Source organism: Erwinia sp. V71 (assembly GCF_965644245.1).
Lineage (GTDB): Bacteria > Pseudomonadota > Gammaproteobacteria > Enterobacterales > Enterobacteriaceae > Erwinia.
In genome coordinates this window covers 12,982-30,834 of the sequence record NZ_CBFFRK010000047.1, presented here as the reverse complement: position 1 = coordinate 30,834, position 17,853 = coordinate 12,982, and the positions used below count along the sequence as shown (strand labels likewise).

Below are 17,853 nucleotides of genomic sequence, written 5' to 3'. Positions count from 1 at the left end.
TTCCGGCAGCCTTCAGTGGTCTTTGCAGAGTTAAGACAGGCGGCTTAGCGTTGCACTTCGAACTTGAATCCGCCTGGCAATGAGCATTGAATTTGTTTTTGTCAGCCATGGTGGCGACAGCCATTTTAGCGAAGTAAGTTCCCGGTATTGTGTGGCGTCATTATCATCCGGTACGCTGCTATTTAAACATCATCATCATATTGCTGTGAGCCGAACCAATAAGATAAGCGCCTGGCTGATAGGCGATGTTGATAACATCGACGTATTGAGACGCATGCTGGCGCAGTGGGGAGGTGAGACCCGGTCACTGAATTCTGCCGACATCGTGTTACAGCTGCAGGAACAGCTGGGAGAAAGGGCATTTTCTCTGGCAGAAGGGGATTTCTGCCTGTTTATGCAGAAGCACAATCATGACCTAGTGGTTGTCACGGAGTCGCGTGGCGTAAATCAGGTCAGCATGATCAAAGCGGAGCAGCTGTGGATTACGAACAGTCTGGCGCTGGTGCGGCAAATGGCGGGCACAAAGGCCTGTCATCGTATGCCCGTGGCCGACAGCACTTTCCTGCCATCCGATGATTTTCCTCTGCTTACGAATATTATCCGCCTGCAGCCTGGGTCGATTAACACTATCGCCAGGGACAGCCAGTTTTGCCCTTATCTGGAGAGCCGGGCGCTGACAGCGGCGCATCATCAGTGTTGCTAAGCAGGGCATACCATAAAAAAAGCCGCCAGCGCTGACGCGGGCGGCTTTTATTCGCGCGTGAAGACCTTAGCCTTCAGCCTGCTGAGACTGAATCGCGGTCAGGGCGATGGTGTAGACGATATCGTCAACCAGCGCGCCACGTGACAGGTCATTAACCGGCTTACGCATACCCTGCAGCATTGGACCGATAGAGATCAGGTCGGCAGAACGCTGTACGGCTTTGTAAGTGGTGTTACCGGTGTTCAGATCCGGGAAGATAAACACAGTAGCACGGCCAGCAACCGGTGAGTTTGGCGCTTTAGATTTCGCTACATCATCCATTACGGCGGCGTCATACTGCAGTGGGCCGTCGATCACCAGATCCGGACGTTTCTCCTGGGCAATACGGGTCGCTTCGCGGACTTTTTCCACGTCGCTGCCCGCGCCGGAGTTACCGGTGGAGTAGGAGATCATCGCCACACGCGGCTCGATGCCGAATGCTGCTGCAGAATCCGCAGACTGGATAGCGATTTCTGCCAGCTGTTCTGCAGTTGGGTCCGGGTTGATGGCGCAGTCGCCGTAAACCAGAACCTGTTCAGGCAGCAGCATAAAGAACACGGAAGAAACCAGAGAGCTGTTTGGTGCCGTTTTGATCAGCTGCAACGGTGGGCGAATGGTGTTGGCGGTGGTGTGGACTGCGCCAGACACCAGACCGTCAACTTCATCCTGCTCCAGCATCAGCGTGCCGAGCACCACGTTATCTTCCAGCTGTTCGCGCGCAACCACTTCGGTCATACCCTTGCTCTTACGCAGTTCGACCAGACGTGGCACATATTTTTCACGCACTTCTTCAGGATCGACGATGTCGATACCGGCACCCAGTTCGACACCCTGCAGTGCCGCAACACGCTGGATCTCATCCGGGTTACCCAGCAGCACACAGTGTGCGATGCCGCGCTGGGCACAAATCGCTGCTGCTTTGATGGTACGTGGTTCGTCGCCTTCCGGCAGTACGATGCGTTTGCCCGCTTTACGCGCCAGCTCAGTCAGTTCATAACGGAAGGCAGGTGGTGACAGGCGACGGCTGCGTTCAGACGCGGCGGTCAGGGATTCAATCCAGTCGGCATTGATGTAACCGGCAACATATTCCTGTACGCGTTCAACACGTTCGGTATCGTCACTTGGTACTTCCAGATTGAAGCTCTGCAGGCTCAGAGAGGTCTGCCAGGTGTTGGTTTCGACCATAAACACTGGCAGGCCAGTAGCGAAAGCACGTTCGCACAGTTTGTTGATGCGCTCGTCAATTTCATAACCACCGGTCAGCAGGATGGCGCCGATTTCCACGCCGTTCATGGCGGCCAGGCAGGCGGCAACCAGCACGTCAGGACGGTCAGCAGAGGTCACCAGCAGTGAACCCGGACGGAAGTGCTCCAGCATATGCGGAATGCTGCGTGCACAGAAGGTCACGGATTTGACACGGCGGGTATTGATGTCGCCTTCGTTGATGATGCGTGCATTCAGGTGACGGCACATATCGATCGCACGGGTGGCAATCAGATCGAAGCTCCATGGCACGCAGCCCAGCACAGGCAGCGGGCTGTTGGCAAACAGCTGCTTCGGATCGATATTTGCAACGCTGGCTTTGGTGGAGTCATCAAAGATTTCAGACAGGTCAGGACGGGTACGACCCTGCTCATCCACTGGCGCGTTCAGTTTGTTGATGATGACGCCGGTGATGCTTTTGTTCTTGCTGCCGCCGAAGCTGCTCTGCGTAACTTCGATACGCTCTTTCAGCTGCGCAGGAGAATCGTTGCCCAGTGCGGTAACAAACACGATTTCCGCATTCAGGGTTTTGGCGATTTCATAGTTCAGCGCGCTGGCAAACTGATGTTTGCGGGTTGGCACTAAACCTTCCACCAGTACCACTTCCGCATCCTGAGTATTTTCGTGATAGCGGGCAATGATCTCTTCCATCAGCACGTCCTGCTGATTGGAACCCAGCAGCGATTCAACACGTGCCATCGACACGGGCTCAGCGGCCGGGATGGCAGAGTTTTTGCGGATGATAGTGGTGGTCTGGTCTGGTGCGTTGCCGCCAGAGCGCGGCTGAGCAATCGGTTTGAAGACGCTGAGACGAACGCCTTTACGTTCCATCGCACGGATCACGCCGAGGCTGACGCTGGTCAGGCCGACGCTGGTGCCGGTTGGAATCAACATAATAGTACGTGACACGGTTTAACCTCTCAGGTGTGGCAAGTGTCCAAAACAACTCCGTCAGCCTGAGCTGACGAAGGAGAAACCTTAAGCGGTAAGACGAGCGGCGTCTTGCGCGATGACCAACTCTTCGTTGGTTGGGATCACCAGCGCAGGACGGGTGCCTTCTTTATTGATAAAGCCGGCGTTACCAAAACGGGCCGCCAGGTTGCGTTCGTGATCCACTTCGAAGCCCAGCAGCGCCAGTTTCGCCAGAGACAGTTCACGCACCATTGCTGCGTTTTCACCGATACCACCGGTGAACACTACTGCGTCCAGACGGCCATCCATCATCGCAGTGTATGAACCGATGTATTTCGCCAGGCGGTGGCAGAATACGTTCATGGCGCGTTTCGCGTCTTCTTTGGTTTCGTAGTTATCTTCTACGTAGCGGCAGTCGCTGGTGACTTCGGTCAGACCCAGCAGGCCAGACTCTTTAGTCAGCATTTTGTTGATTGCTTCAACGCTCATGCCCAGGTTGTCGTGCAGGAAGAACATCACTGCCGGGTCGATATCACCACTACGGGTACCCATCACCAGGCCTTCCAGCGGGGTCAGACCCATTGAGGTGTCAACACAGACGCCGTTACGGATAGCAGAAACAGAACCACCGTTGCCCAGGTGGCAGGTGATCACGTTCAGTTCTTCTACTGGTTTATCGAGCATTTTCGCCGCTTCGCGGGAAACATAGTAGTGGCTGGTGCCGTGTGCGCCATAGCGGCGGACGTGGTGATCTTTGTACAGTTTGTATGGCAGGGCGTAGAGGTAAGACTCTTCCGGCATTGTCTGATGGAATGCGGTGTCGAAAACCGCGACATTTTTGTCAGACAGATGCGGGAAGTTCTTCATCGCTTCGTCGATGCCGATCAGGTGCGCCGGGTTGTGCAGTGGAGCAAAGGAGGCGTTATCTTTAATGCCCTTGATGACGCTGTCGTCAATCACCACGGACTTGGTCAGGCTTTCGCCACCGTGAACAATGCGGTGACCAATTGCAACGATTTGTGCCGATAACTCCGGCTTTTGTGCCAGAATAGAGTTAACCATAAAGTTAAGTGCTTCACTGTGTGCCGCACCAGCACCCAGAGATTCTTCTTTTTTAGCGCCATCCATTTTCCATTTGATACGTGCTTCTGGAAGATGGAAGCATTCTGCTAAACCAGACAGGTATTCTTCACCGTTGGCAGGATCAATGATGGCAAACTTGAGGGATGAACTACCGCAGTTCAGAACCAGTACTAACTTACTCGACATGGAAGTACCCATTTGTTTAAGGTGGCTAAAAAAAAAGTCAAAACAGACTATCAGCGTAGCGCATGAAAGCTAGTAGATTAATGATTGAAATCATATTGCCGGGATTAAAAGGCTCCCGATAGCAAAAAAACTTAGTAATCTTACGCTTTTTTTTGAATTTCAGCTTAACTAATGATGTCGACAGCAGTGGCCGATAACCATTACTCAGGCTCCAGTGCACACAAAATCGCGCTCAGGATACCTGACAGTCGCGCTTAATGACAAAATATTTTGAAGAAGCTGATGTAAAGTTTATTTAGTTGCGTGATTTTTTTAATATTTATCGATGAAGTTGAGGTTTGCCATGGCTAATCAATCCGAATCCGTCAGCTGGTTCCGCCTGTTCCGGCTTGGACAGCACTATATGAAGACATGGCCTGTTGATAAACGCCTGGCGCCGATTTTCCCGGAAAACCGGGTCACCCGTGCAACACAGTTTGCCATCCGTTTTATGCCGCCGCTGGCGGTGTTTACCCTGACCTGGCAGATTGCCCTCGGCGGTCAGCTGGGGCCTGCTGTGGCGACAGCGCTGTTTGCCTGCTCGCTGCCGATGCAGGGACTGTGGTGGTTAGGCAAGCGTTCTGTCACGCCACTACCGCCGACACTGCTGCACTGGTTCCATGAAGTGCGCGCGAAACTGCAGGAAGCGGGTCAGGCGCTGGCGCCGGTAGAAGGCAAACCGACCTATCAGGCGCTGGCCGATGTGCTGAAACGTGCCTTTAAGCAACTGGATAAAACCTTCCTTGACGATCTTTGAGACGGTCACGGGTTTGCGTAAATAAATAATTGACGGAAACCCGGACTAAATCAAAGAAGCGTCGTCTTGCGATACCGCCTCCTCAGTCAGTGTGCGATTCTTGGTCATCTCTCTTAAATTTAGACTGTCTCTGTGACACAGGAGCTAAAAATGGAAATGACCAATGCCCAGCGTTTGATCCTCTCCAACCAGTATAAGATGATGACCATGCTCGATCCGGACAATGCTGAGCGCTATCGCCGTCAGCAGACCATTGTCGAGCGTGGTTACGGTTTACAGATGCGCGAGCTGGATCGCGAATTTGGTGAGCTGAGCGAAGAAACCTGCCGCACCATTATCAACATTATGGAACTGCACCACGCAATGCATGTTTCCTGGACCAATCTGAAAGATAGTAGTGCCCTTGAAGAACGCCGTCTGGCGTTCCTCGGTTTTGATGCGGCAACGGAAGCGCGCTATCTTGGCTATGTGCGCTTTATGGTCAATATTGAAGGGCGCTACACCCACTTTGATTCCGGCAGCCATGGCTTTAATGCGCAGACGCCGATGTGGGAAAAATATCAACGCATGCTGACAGTGTGGCAAACTTGTCCGCGTCAGTACCATCTGAGTGCGAACGAGATCGCGCAAATCATTAACGCCTGAGAAGGAAATGCCAGTGAAGTGTAGAGGTTTTCTGTTTGATTTAGACGGCACGTTGGTGGATTCATTACCGGTCGTGGAGCGGGCATGGAGCAACTGGGGTAAACGACACGGAATCGATGCCGCAGTGATTCTGGATTTTATTCACGGTAAACAGGCGATCACTTCACTGCGTCACTTTATGGCAGGCGCGCCGGAAGAGGAAATCCAGAAAGAGTTTTACGCGCTGGAGAAAATCGAAGCGGAAGACACCGACGGCATTATCCCGCTGCCGGGCGCACAGCAATTGCTGGCGACACTGAATGAGCTGGGTATTCCCTGGGCGATTGTCACCTCTGGCTCACTGCCGGTGGCGGCGGCGCGTCGTGCCGCTGGCGGGTTACCGGAGCCGGAAGTGTTTGTCACCGCAGAGCGGGTGACGCGCGGAAAACCTGAGCCAGATGCCTATCTGCTGGGCGCGCAACTGCTGGAGCTGGAGCCGGAAGAGTGCGTGGTGGTTGAGGATGCGCCCGCAGGTATCCTTTCCGGCCTTGCTGCCGGCTGCCATGTGATTGCCGTCAATGCCCCCGCCAGCACACCACGGCTGGATGATGTCGATATGCAGCTCTCCTCGCTGGAAGAGCTGATTATCAACAAAAATGCCGATGGCAGTGTGGATGTCCATCGTCGCCACTAATCATGATTTAACCCCGCATCTGCGGGGTTTTTTTATGGCATGCTCTGTACTGTTTATCACCACTGCAGGGAGCTGTTGTGAATAGTCAGCTTATCTGGGTTCTCGGCCTGCTTGCGGCCGCCATCATTTTGTTTGTTACCGGCAAACTGCGTATGGACGTGGTGGCGCTGCTGGTCATCATCGTTTTTGTGCTGAGCGGGACGCTGACACTGCAGGAGGCGCTCGCTGGTTTCAGTGATCCCAATGTGATTCTGATCGCTGCACTGTTTGTGATTGGCGAAGGACTGGTGCGTACCGGCGTGGCGCAGCAGATGGGCGAGTGGCTGGTCAGAATGGCAGGCAGCAGCGAGAGCCGGATGCTGATTCTGCTGATGCTGACGGTTGCCGGGTTGGGCGCGGTGATGAGTTCGACGGGCGTGGTGGCGATCTTTATTCCGGTAGTGCTGAGTGTGGCGGCGAAGACCGGTTCCGCGCCAGGACGGCTGATGATGCCGCTCAGTTTTGCCGGGTTAATCAGCGGCATGATGACGCTGGTCGCGACGCCGCCTAACCTGGTGGTCAACAGTGAGCTGCAGCGTGAGGGGTTACAGGGCTTCAGCTTTTTTGCCGTTACGCCGATTGGCCTGCTGGTGCTGCTGATGGGCATTGCTTATATGCTGGTGGCGCGCTGGTGGCTGGTGTTGCCGGACGACCAGCAGCAGCAGGGCGCTGCGCGTCACCGGCGCACTTTCCGCGATCTGATTCGTGATTACAAACTGACCGGCCGCGCCAGGCGTCTCTCGGTGCGCCCGGGATCGCCGCTGGTGGGTTACCGGCTGGACGATTTAAAACTGCGTGAGCGTTATGGCGCCAATGTGGTCGGGCTGGAGCGCTGGCGCAAGTTTCGCCGTGTGATGGTGGCGGTGACCGGCAGCACTGAGTTTCGCGTCCATGATGTGCTGCTGATCGATATGTCGGCGGCGGAAATCGATCTGCGCGAATTCTGCGCGGAACAGCAACTGGAACCGATGGTGCTGCGCGGCGACTATTTTTCTGAGCGGGCGCGCGATGTCGGTATGGCGGAGGTATCGCTCATTCCTGATTCGGAACTGCCCGGCAGGACATTGCGTGAGCTGGCGTTTCGCAGCCGCTACGGTGTCAGCGTGGTCGGCATCCGCCGTCACGGCGAGGTGCTGGAAGGCGCGCTGATTGATGAGGCGCTGGAGCTGGGCGATATTCTGCTGGTGATTGGCGACTGGAAACTGATTGGTCAGCTGCAGCAGCAGAAGCGCGATTTTATTGTGCTCAGTCTGCCGGCCGAGGTGGATGACGTCGCACCGGCACGCAGCCAGGCCCCGCACGCACTGTTTTCGCTGGCGCTGATGGTGGCGATGATGCTCACCGAATCCATTCCCAATCCGGTCGCCGCACTGATTGCCTGCCTGCTGATGGGACGTTTCCGCTGTATTGATATGGAAAGCGCTTACCGTTCGATTCACTGGCCGGGGATTATTTTGATTGTCGGCATGATGCCGTTTGCCATCGCGTTGCAGAAAACCGGTGGTGTGGCGCTGGTGGTACAGGGGCTGATGGATATTGCTGGTGGCCGGGGGCCGCAGGTAATGCTGGTCTGTCTGTTTATTCTCTGTGCGGGGATTGGCTTGTTTATTTCCAACACCGCTACGGCGGTGCTGATGGCGCCAATTGGCATTGCCGCCGCACATCAGATGGGCGTGTCGCCTTATCCTTTTACCATGATTATCGCCGTTGCTGCCTCGGCGGCCTTTATGACGCCGGTGTCATCACCGGTGAATACGCTGGTGATGGCGCCGGGCGGTTACCGCTTTAGCGATTTTGTGAAGGTCGGGGTGCCGTTTACCTTACTGGTGATGGTCGTCAGTGTGCTGATGGTGCCGGTGCTGTTTCCGTTTTGATACTCCTTCCCCCGTGAAACGGGGGAGGGGGCAGATCAGAGTGGGGTATCCTGACTGATTTCATCCAGAGAAAGGCTGAAGCTGGGGATAAACACGTCAACGAAGTAATCCATCTCCGGGCTGCGGCGCTGATCGAGCGTCTTCTCCAGTCTGGCTTTTGCCAGCACAAACTCGTTATTGCCTGCAGACAACTCTTCCAGACATTTCAGATAAGCACAGAGCGCATCCGCCTGTTTAACTATCGCTGTCTCTTCTGCCGCATGCAGGTGTTCATCCAGCAGCGGGCGAAACGCGTCCTGCAGATCGGCGGGCAGCATGTCGATCAGTTTCTGCTGGGCAATTTTTTCGATCTTTTTGTATTCATGAGCGATTTGCGCATTGTAATACTTCACCGGCGTCGGCAGGTCGCCGGTCAGCACTTCGCTGGCATCGTGATACAACGCCATCAGCGCGATACGTTCAGCATTCAGCTGACCACCAAATTTCTGGTTTTTAATCAGCGCCAGTGCATGCGCCACCATGGCAACCTGAAGGCTGTGCTCCGAGACATTCTCGGTGCGCACATTGCGCATCAGCGGCCAGCGGTTAATCAGTTTCAGGCGCGAGAGGTGGGCAAAAAAGTGGCTTTGCGTCATAAGTCATGTCCTGAAGTAGAGACTGGTGAAGCATGAAGATTCACCAGACGACTGAAAAAGTCAGATATTCGGGGAAACATCCCGATGGCTGCGGAGCGGTGCCATCCGCGAAAGACGCGGGATGGTCGCCCCGGAGTCTTGATCAACCAGGCGACGCTCTCAGACGTCACCTGATGTCAGACGTTACTGATGATAACCTTCGAGGAAACGACCAAATTTACTGATCGCCATTTCCAGGTCATCCACGCGCGGCAGGGTGACAATACGTACGTGGTCAGGCCATGGCCAGTTAAAGGCGCTGCCCTGAACCAGCAACACTTTTTCCTGCAGCAGGAAATCCAGCACCATCTTCTGGTCATCGTGAATATTAAAGCGCTTCGCATCAATGCGCGGGAACATATACAGCGCCCCCTGCGGCTTCACGCAGCTGACGCCAGGGATTTCGTTAATCAGCTCCCATGCGCGCTGGCGCTGTTCGTACAGACGACCGCCCGGCACGATAAACTCGCTGATGCTCTGATAGCCACCCAGCGCAGTCTGGATCGCATGCTGTGCTGGCACGTTCGCGCACAGACGCATTGATGCCAGCATCTCCAGGCCTTCGATATACCCTTTCGCATGTTTTTTCGGGCCGTTCAGCACCATCCAGCCCTGACGGAAGCCTGCCACACGGTAAGTCTTTGACAGACCGTTAAAGGTAATAGTCAGCAGGTCTGGCGCCAGCGCCGCAATCGAGTGGTGCTGTGCTTCGTCATACAGAATCTTGTCGTAAATCTCATCGGCGAAGATAATCAGGTTGTGCTGGCGCGCCAGTTCAACCACTTCCATCAGCAACTCTTTGCTGTACACCGCGCCGGTCGGGTTATTCGGGTTAATGATCACAATGCCGCGGGTGCGCGGTGTGATTTTGCTGCGAATATCGTCCAGATCCGGGAACCAGCCAGCGGACTCGTCGCACAGATAGTGCACCGCTTTACCGCTGGACAGGGATACTGCTGCCGTCCACAACGGATAGTCTGGCGCAGGCACCAGCATTTCGTCACCGCTGTTAAGCAGCGCCTGCATTGATTGCACAATCAGTTCTGATACGCCGTTACCGATATAGATATCTTCCACGGTGACGTCGCGCATGCCGCGCGCCTGATAATGCTGCATAATCGCTTTACGGGCGGAGTAGAGACCTTTCGAGTCGCAATAACCCTGCGCGCCTGGCAGATTACGAATCACATCAACCAGGATCTCATCGGGCGCTTCAAAGCCGAAGGGCGCCGGGTTACCAATGTTGAGCTTGAGGACTTTGTTGCCTTCTTCTTCAAGGCGCTTTGCTTCTTTTAACACCGGGCCGCGAATGTCGTAACAGACGTTATCCAGCTTACCTGATTTATCAATTTGAAAGTTCATCTACATCGCCTTAACTGACTGAGTCGCGTTCCTGCCGTGGAAAATAACTTGCCCAATTTACTCTTCTGTTCAGCGCTTTTGAAGGGCTCTCTTACCTTTTGCCGTTGCACGGATCACTATCCGGAAACGCGGCAATGTTTTTTTACTATTTTTGTTAGAAAAAGGTGGATAGATGCGGAGGGAAATAGTCAAATGATTCTAATTGAAGTGGTGATTTTGTTATCTGGTGCGACCAGATTCATCGGGAGATGGCAAATGAGGTTAATTCGCATCAACGGCAACGACGGGTTTAAGAATGTTAATGAAACGGTTTTTTATAACTGGTCAGACCCGAAAAAACCCCGTCTGATCGATAAAATCCTGCTTTAGTGATAAGAATAGTGGTATTAGGGCTTAAAAAGTAAACGGCAGTATGCCAGGATACATATCAGGGGAATTGATGGCGGGAAAATCGCTTTTTTAACGAGTCAAAATCGCCGTTTTAGCCCAAAAAACAGTAAGCGTTATTTATTAGTTAGTGCTGCGTTCACAGCGCTGTGGAAAGTTGATTCAGGTTAGTGGTCTTATCCTGTTAACGCGCGACCCGAAATTTTTTGCATTGTTGCGTGCATGAATTAATGACTACGACGCAGCTTCCTGCAACTTATAGGTTAGTGCTGCGTGCATTAACGATCTATCAGTCGAAAGAGACTATTTTTAACGGTTCCCGGTTGTGCTGGCACAGCAGGCCGGGCGCTGGCGAAAAGGAGATTCTGACGTCAGACGACGACACGGTGTTGTTAAGAGAGTCTGGTTTTATCTCAGTAGCAACATCGTTTGTCAGCGCTTTATCCATGAGATAGAGCAAAGCAGTAACACCAGGGTAGCTGTTTGTAAAAAATCTAAATATAAGTGAAGAAAAATATGACTAGTGCAAATCGTCCGATACTCAACCTCGACCTCGATCTGCTGAGGACGTTTGTTGCGGTTGCGGATCTCAATACCTTTGCGGCGGCAGCGGCGGCGGTATGCAGAACGCAATCAGCAGTAAGCCAACAGATGCAGCGTCTGGAACAGCTGGTGGGCAAAGAGTTGTTTGCCCGTCATGGACGCAACAAGCTGTTAACCGAGCATGGCATCCAGCTGCTCGGTTATGCCAGAAAGATCCTGCGCTTTAATGACGAAGCCTGTACCTCGCTGATGTACAGCAATATTCAGGGCGTGCTGACTATCGGCGCTTCTGATGATACTTCTGACACCATTCTGCCATTCCTGCTGAACCGTGTGACCTCAGTTTATCCAAAACTGGCGATCGACGTTCGCGTGAAGCGTAATCCATTTATGATGGAGATGCTGAACCAGGGCGAAGTGGATCTGGTGGTGACAACCTCCAGCCCGGGCAACTTTACTCATCAGGTACTGCGTACGTCGCCAACCCTGTGGTATTGCGCGGCAGATTATGTGTTCCACCGTGGTGAAGCGATTCCACTGGTGCTGCTGGATGAGCCAAGCCCGTACCGTGATATGGCTATCGACCATCTGAATGAAGCCGGTATCCCATGGCGCATCTCTTATGTCGCTTCCACGCTGGCGGCAGTACGTGCGGCGGTGAAAGCGGGACTGGGCGTCACTGCGCGTCCGGTGGAGATGATGAGTCCGGAACTGCGTGTGATGGGCGCGGCGGAAGGTCTGCCAGTGCTGCCGGATACTCAGTATCTGCTGTGCCGTAATCCGGAGAGCGATAATGAGCTGGCGCTGGCGATCTTTAACGCGATGGAATCCAGCAATGATCCTTACACTCTGCTCGGTGAAGGCGATGGTTCCGTTCTGCTGGATGACGAGGAATAATCGTTAAAGATAACGAGAATTATTCCTGTTAAAATACGCCTTTGCGTAGTATTAAGTATAAAAATAAGCCCTTTACTGATTTATGTTAGTGAAGGGCTTTTTTATTGCTGTTTTTCTGCGTTTTTACCCGCCATATTTCATCGCTTTATTTTCTGCATATTGTTGCCTCTCTGATAGTGCATAACAAAAAAATCACCGTGTGTAATTAATTTGAAATTGGTTGCGCATCGTGAGTGATTGTTATGGAAACTGGCTATTTTTTTATCATAAAGAATGAAAGTGTGTTCTGGATCATAAAAATAACCCTATTAAGGGGCAGGAAAAAGCCGATATTCCTGTCAGAATGTGGTGGTTAAATCGACGATGCATGTTATGGATTTGCGACTACACTTACCATTATCAGGGGTATACTGACTCGATTTAGCTCAATAAACGCGCAATATATGTTAATATCATGTTGCTAATGTAAAATAGCATGTAGATACTTTTGTCAAAGTTGACAGAAGGTTATAGAAAGGGGTAAAAAACCCCATAAAATTGCTGCTTATTTTTGAAAGACAGCAAAAATTATAGGGTTTTTTATCCTTCCCTTGAATCGATGTGGTGTGTTAACTGCCGTTAATTAGAGCAGGACGCTAAACGCCACTTTTGATGAGTAAGCAAGAGTATGTCAACAACCACAGAAGTTATCGCTCATCACTGGGCATTCGCTGTTTTTCTGGTCATCGCTTTAGGTCTGTGTTGCCTGATGTTAGCTGGCGCATGGTTTTTAGGCGGAAGGGCGCGCGGAAGGCATAAAAACACACCTTTTGAGTCCGGCATCGATTCAGTTGGCAGCACGCAAATGCGTCTCTCCGCCAAGTTCTATCTGGTCGCGATGTTCTTCGTTATTTTCGACGTCGAAGCCCTCTACTTATACGCATGGTCGACATCCATTCGCGAAAGCGGCTGGGTCGGCTTTGTCGAAGCCGCTATTTTCATTTTGGTGCTGTTGGCTGGACTGGTTTATCTGGTGCGTATTGGCGCGCTGGATTGGGCTCCCGCACGTCGTCGTGTGGTAGTGAAAACCGATAAGGTCACGCACACCAATCACCATACGCAGTAACAGCGAGGCATTCAGATGGACTATACGCTCACCCGCATAGACCCGAACGGTGAGAACGACCGTTATCCGCTGCAAAAGCAAGAGATCGTTACCGATCCGCTGGAGCAGCATGTTCACCGCAGCGTGTACATGGGCAAGCTCGAACATGCCCTGCACGACATGGTGAACTGGGGACGCAAAAACTCTCTTTGGCCGTATAACTTCGGTCTTTCGTGCTGCTACGTGGAGATGGTGACGTCGTTCACCGCGGTTCACGACGTGGCGCGTTTCGGTGCAGAAGTACTTCGTGCTTCTCCCCGCCAGGCAGATTTTATGGTGGTAGCCGGTACGCCATTTACCAAAATGGCGCCGGTTATTCAGCGTTTATATGACCAGATGCTGGAGCCGAAGTGGGTGATCTCCATGGGTGCCTGCGCCAACTCTGGCGGCATGTATGACATCTACTCCGTGGTACAGGGCGTCGATAAATTCCTGCCAGTGGATGTTTACATTCCAGGCTGCCCGCCGCGTCCGGAAGCTTATATGCAGGCGCTGTTGCTGCTGCAGGAATCGATCGGTAAAGAGCGCCGTCCGCTTTCCTGGGTCGTGGGTGATCAGGGTGTGTATCGCGCCAATATGCAGTCAGAGCGTGAGAGAAAACGCGCTGAACGTATCGCCGTGACTAACCTGCGGACGCCAGACGAAATTTAATTAATGACGGGTGCGGCCTGACGATACGCGCAACAAAAACAGCGATATTCCACGCGCGAACCGCATCCTGACGCCAACACTGTGCGCCTGGTAACAGGCCAGAATGGTGAAATACTTATGACAGATTTGACCACGCAAGATCTCGCTCAGCCAGCATGGCAAACCCGTGATCACCTGGACGACCCGGTGATCGGCGAGCTGCGTAATCGTTTTGGGCCAGATGCCTTTACTGTTCAGGCGACCCGCACCGGCTTACCGGTGGTATGGGTAAAACGTGAACAATTACTGGAAGTTGCCGAGTTTCTGCGCAAGCTGCCGAAACCGTATGTGATGCTGTTCGACCTGCACGGCATGGACGAACGTCTGCGCACCTACCGCGAAGGCTTGCCTGCCGCGGACTTTTCCGTTTTCTACCACCTGATCTCCATTGAACGCAATCGCGACATTATGCTCAAGGTGGCATTGTCTGAAAACGACATGCATTTGCCGACCATCACCCGGTTATTCCCGAATGCCAACTGGTATGAGCGTGAAACCTGGGAAATGTTTGGTATGACGTTTGATGGCCACCCGCACCTGACGCGCATCATGATGCCGCATACCTGGGAAGGCCATCCGCTGCGCAAAGATTACCCGGCGCGCGCCACCGAATTCGATCCCTTTGAGCTGACAAAGCAGAAAGAAGATCTGGAGATGGAATCCCTGACTTTCAGACCGGAAGACTGGGGCATGAAGCGCGGCACCGCCAATGAGGACTTTATGTTCCTCAACCTCGGGCCAAACCACCCGTCAGCGCACGGTGCATTCCGTATCATTCTGCAGCTGGACGGCGAAGAGATCGTCGACTGCGTGCCGGATATCGGTTACCACCACCGCGGCGCTGAGAAGATGGGTGAACGTCAGTCCTGGCACAGCTACATTCCGTATACCGACCGTATTGAATACCTCGGCGGCTGCGTGAATGAGATGCCATACGTGCTGGCGGTCGAGAAACTGGCGGGCATTAAGGTGCCGGAGCGCGTGGATATGATCCGCGTGATGCTCTCCGAGCTGTTCCGCATTAACAGCCATCTGCTGTACATCTCCACCTTTATCCAGGACGTCGGCGCAATGACGCCAGTGTTCTTTGCCTTTACCGATCGTCAGAAAATCTACGATCTGGTGGAAGCGATCACCGGTTTCCGTATGCACCCGGCGTGGTTCCGCATCGGCGGCGTGGCGCACGATCTGCCGAAAGGCTGGGATCGCCTGCTGCGTGAATTCCTCGACTGGATGCCGAAACGTCTGGATTCCTATGTGAAAGCCGCGCTGAAAAACACCATCCTGATTGGGCGTTCGAAAGGCGTGGCCGCGTATGGCCGTGATGACGCGCTGGCATGGGGCACCACCGGTGCTGGCCTGCGCGCGACCGGCGTTGAATTCGACGTGCGTAAATGGCGTCCGTACTCTGGCTACGAACAGTTTGACTTCGAAGTGCCTGTGGGCGACGGCGTCAGCGACTGTTACAGCCGCGTGATGCTGAAAGTGGAAGAGCTGCGTCAGAGCCTGCGCATTCTTGAGCAGTGCTACAAAAACATGCCGGAAGGTCCGTTCAAAGCTGACCACCCGCTGACCACGCCGCCACCGAAAGAGCGCACCCTGCAGCACATTGAAACCCTGATCACCCACTTCCTGCAGGTTTCCTGGGGACCGGTGATGCCTGCCAACGAATCATTCCAGATGATCGAGGCGACGAAAGGGATCAACAGTTACTACCTGACCAGTGATGGCAGCACCATGAGCTACCGCACCCGCGTGCGTACGCCAAGCTTCCCGCACCTGCAGCAGATCCCATCAGTGATCCGCGGCAGCCTGGTATCCGATCTGATCGTATACCTCGGTAGTATCGATTTTGTTATGTCAGACGTGGACCGCTAATTATGCACGATCAAAAAATTGCGATCGAAACGATCGACCCGAGTGAGGTCTTTGTGCTGAGCGCCGCTGAACGTGACGCGATTGAGCATGAAAAACATCATTACGAAGATGCACGCGCAGCCTCGATTGAAGCGCTGAAGATCGTGCAGAAACAGCGTGGCTGGGTGCCGGATGGCGCGATTAACGCCATTGCTGAGGTACTGGGCATTCCTGCCAGTGATGTGGAAGGTGTCGCCACGTTCTACAGCCAGATTTTCCGCCAGCCGGTTGGACGTCATGTGATTCGCTACTGCGACAGCGTGGTCTGCCATATCACCGGCTTCCAGGGCATTCAGGCGGCGCTGGAACATCAGCTGCATATCAAACCCGGTCAGACCACGGCTGACGGTCGCTTTACCCTGCTGCCAACCTGCTGCCTCGGTAACTGTGACAAAGGCCCAACCATGATGGTCGACGAAGATACCCATGTGCATCTGACGCCGGAAGGTATCGCCAACTTACTGGAGCAGTATCAATGAAACAGATCATTCGTACTGCTGAAACCCATCCACTGACCTGGCGTATGCGCGACGACAAACAGCCGGTGTTCCTGGATGAGTATCGCAGTAAAAACGGCTATGCCGGCGCAGAGAAAGCACTGAAAGGCATGACGCCGGAAGAAATCGTCAATGTCGTCAAAGACTCCGGCCTGAAAGGGCGCGGTGGTGCAGGCTTCTCCACTGGTCTGAAGTGGAGCCTGATGCCAAAAGACGAAAGCATGAACATCCGTTACCTGCTGTGTAACGCCGATGAGATGGAACCGGGCACCTATAAAGACCGCCTGCTGATGGAGCAAATGCCACACCAGCTGGTGGAAGGCATGCTGATCAGCGCCTTTGCGCTGAAAGCGTACCGTGGCTACATCTTCCTGCGCGGCGAGTATATCGAGGCGGCGGTGAACCTGCGTCGTGCGATTGCGGAAGCTAACGAAGCCGGGCTGCTGGGGAAAAACATCCTTGGTTCCGGTTTTGACTTCGAACTTATCGTTCATACCGGCGCAGGTCGTTATATCTGCGGTGAAGAAACGGCGCTGATTAACTCGCTGGAAGGCCGCCGCGCCAACCCGCGTTCCAAGCCGCCATTCCCGGCCTCTGCCGGTGCCTGGGGCAAGCCGACCTGTGTGAACAACGTCGAAACCCTGTCGAACGTGCCAGCCATTCTTGCCAACGGCGTGGAGTGGTACAAGGGCATTTCGACCAGCGAAGATGCTGGCACCAAAATGATGGGCTTCTCCGGCCGGGTGAAAAATCCGGGAGTGTGGGAGCTGCCGTTTGGCACCACCGCACGCGAGATCCTCGAAGATTACGCCGGTGGCATGCGTGACGGTCTGAAGTTTAAAGCCTGGCAGCCAGGTGGTGCCGGGACTGACTTCCTGACCGAGCAGCACCTTGATCTGCCGATGGAGTTCGCCAGCATTGGTAAAGCGGGCAGCCGTCTCGGCACCGCGCTGGCAATGGCCGTCGACCACGAAATCAATATGGTGTCGCTGGTGCGCAATCTGGAAGAGTTTTTCGCCCGCGAGTCCTGCGGCTGGTGTACGCCATGCCGTGATGGTCTGCCGTGGAGCGTAAAAATCCTGCGCGCGCTGGAGCAGGGCAAAGGGCAGCCGGGGGATATCGAAACCCTGCAGCAACTGTGCCGTCAGCTTGGTCCTGGTAAAACATTTTGCGCCCATGCGCCTGGTGCAGTAGAGCCACTGCAGAGCGCCATAAAATATTTCCGCGAAGAATTTGAAGCTGGCATCGTGCCGCAGGTGTTCGGTAACGCCCGTTTGATTAACGGTATCCAGCCAAACCTGCTGAAAGCGCGTTGGTAAAAAAGCAGCTCGTTGTGGCGGCGAAAATGCCGCCCGGCAGATAAATACCCGATTAGTTGGCGTTACAGCAAGGCGGCAAGAGAGCGAATCCCCTGGAGCTTACATCAGTAAGTGACTGGGGTGAGAGAACGCAGCCAACGCCGCTGTAGCGGCAAGTAAGAAGGGTATTTCAGAATTGTGTTTAACGCCTGGGTAACCAGGCCTTACGGA

15 protein-coding genes are annotated in these 17,853 nt (G+C 53.8%); 11 read left to right on the top strand and 4 right to left on the bottom strand.

The features are described 5' to 3' along the window. Positions 1-79 precede the first annotated feature (79 nt). Complete coding sequence (locus ACSZO1_RS11855) at positions 80-703, top strand: carbapenam-3-carboxylate synthase domain-containing protein (RefSeq protein ID WP_437612757.1); 624 nt, start codon at positions 80-82, stop codon at positions 701-703. Between the two features lie 66 nt (positions 704-769). On the opposite strand, the gene pta is transcribed toward ACSZO1_RS11855, so the two are convergent. Together pta and ackA are read right to left on the bottom strand one after the other, a co-directional pair. Next, entirely contained in the window at positions 770-2,899 is a 2,130-nt protein-coding gene (pta, locus tag ACSZO1_RS11850; protein WP_437612759.1) for a phosphate acetyltransferase, read from the bottom strand. An 84-nt stretch (positions 2,900-2,983) separates the two neighbouring features. Beyond that, a complete protein-coding gene (ackA, locus tag ACSZO1_RS11845; RefSeq protein ID WP_437612755.1) occupies positions 2,984-4,186 on the bottom strand; it encodes an acetate kinase in 1,203 nt (400 codons plus the stop codon). 343 nt (positions 4,187-4,529) lie between these two features. Between ackA and yfbV the strand changes: the two genes are divergently transcribed. The 4 genes from yfbV (at position 4,530) to ACSZO1_RS11825 (ending at position 8,213) form a co-directional block, all read left to right on the top strand. Further along, positions 4,530-4,982: a terminus macrodomain insulation protein YfbV gene (gene yfbV, locus ACSZO1_RS11840; RefSeq protein ID WP_437612753.1), complete on the top strand. Its 453-nt coding sequence runs from the start codon at positions 4,530-4,532 to the stop codon at positions 4,980-4,982. A 150-nt stretch (positions 4,983-5,132) separates the two neighbouring features. Then, positions 5,133-5,627: a YfbU family protein gene (locus ACSZO1_RS11835; protein ID WP_437612751.1), complete on the top strand. Its 495-nt coding sequence runs from the start codon at positions 5,133-5,135 to the stop codon at positions 5,625-5,627. Between the two features lie 13 nt (positions 5,628-5,640). Next, positions 5,641-6,300: a sugar phosphatase gene (locus ACSZO1_RS11830; RefSeq protein ID WP_437612749.1), complete on the top strand. Its 660-nt coding sequence runs from the start codon at positions 5,641-5,643 to the stop codon at positions 6,298-6,300. A gap of 77 nt (positions 6,301-6,377) precedes the next feature. Beyond that, complete coding sequence (locus tag ACSZO1_RS11825; RefSeq protein WP_437612747.1) at positions 6,378-8,213, top strand: SLC13 family permease; 1,836 nt, start codon at positions 6,378-6,380, stop codon at positions 8,211-8,213. Between the two features lie 35 nt (positions 8,214-8,248). Here the strand turns inward: ACSZO1_RS11825 and yfbR are convergent, their stop codons facing one another. Both yfbR and ACSZO1_RS11815 read right to left on the bottom strand, forming a co-directional pair. Further along, complete coding sequence (gene yfbR, locus ACSZO1_RS11820; RefSeq protein WP_437612745.1) at positions 8,249-8,848, bottom strand: 5'-deoxynucleotidase; 600 nt, start codon at positions 8,846-8,848, stop codon at positions 8,249-8,251. Positions 8,849-9,031: 183 nt separating this feature from the next. Next, positions 9,032-10,249, bottom strand: coding sequence for a pyridoxal phosphate-dependent aminotransferase (locus tag ACSZO1_RS11815; protein ID WP_437612743.1), 1,218 nt, complete (start codon positions 10,247-10,249; stop codon positions 9,032-9,034). Positions 10,250-11,152: 903 nt separating this feature from the next. Here ACSZO1_RS11815 and lrhA point away from each other — a divergent pair. The 6 genes from lrhA (at position 11,153) to nuoF (ending at position 17,643) form a co-directional block, all read left to right on the top strand. Continuing rightward, positions 11,153-12,076 carry a transcriptional regulator LrhA gene (lrhA, locus tag ACSZO1_RS11810; RefSeq protein WP_437612741.1) on the top strand — a complete coding sequence of 308 codons (924 nt, stop codon included), beginning with the start codon at positions 11,153-11,155 and terminating at the stop codon, positions 12,074-12,076. A gap of 667 nt (positions 12,077-12,743) precedes the next feature. After that, positions 12,744-13,181: an NADH-quinone oxidoreductase subunit A gene (locus tag ACSZO1_RS11805; protein ID WP_437612740.1), complete on the top strand. Its 438-nt coding sequence runs from the start codon at positions 12,744-12,746 to the stop codon at positions 13,179-13,181. A 15-nt stretch (positions 13,182-13,196) separates the two neighbouring features. Continuing rightward, a complete protein-coding gene (locus ACSZO1_RS11800; protein ID WP_437612738.1) occupies positions 13,197-13,871 on the top strand; it encodes a NuoB/complex I 20 kDa subunit family protein in 675 nt (224 codons plus the stop codon). A 117-nt stretch (positions 13,872-13,988) separates the two neighbouring features. Continuing rightward, positions 13,989-15,788, top strand: a complete 1,800-nt coding sequence (nuoC, locus tag ACSZO1_RS11795; protein WP_437612736.1) for an NADH-quinone oxidoreductase subunit C/D — start codon at positions 13,989-13,991, stop codon at positions 15,786-15,788. A gap of 2 nt (positions 15,789-15,790) precedes the next feature. Next, complete coding sequence (nuoE, locus tag ACSZO1_RS11790) at positions 15,791-16,306, top strand: NADH-quinone oxidoreductase subunit NuoE (protein WP_437612734.1); 516 nt, start codon at positions 15,791-15,793, stop codon at positions 16,304-16,306. Next, positions 16,303-17,643, top strand: coding sequence for an NADH-quinone oxidoreductase subunit NuoF (gene nuoF / locus ACSZO1_RS11785; protein WP_437612732.1), 1,341 nt, complete (start codon positions 16,303-16,305; stop codon positions 17,641-17,643). Before nuoE ends, nuoF begins: the two co-directional genes overlap by 4 nt. Positions 17,644-17,853: the final 210 nt, after the last annotated feature.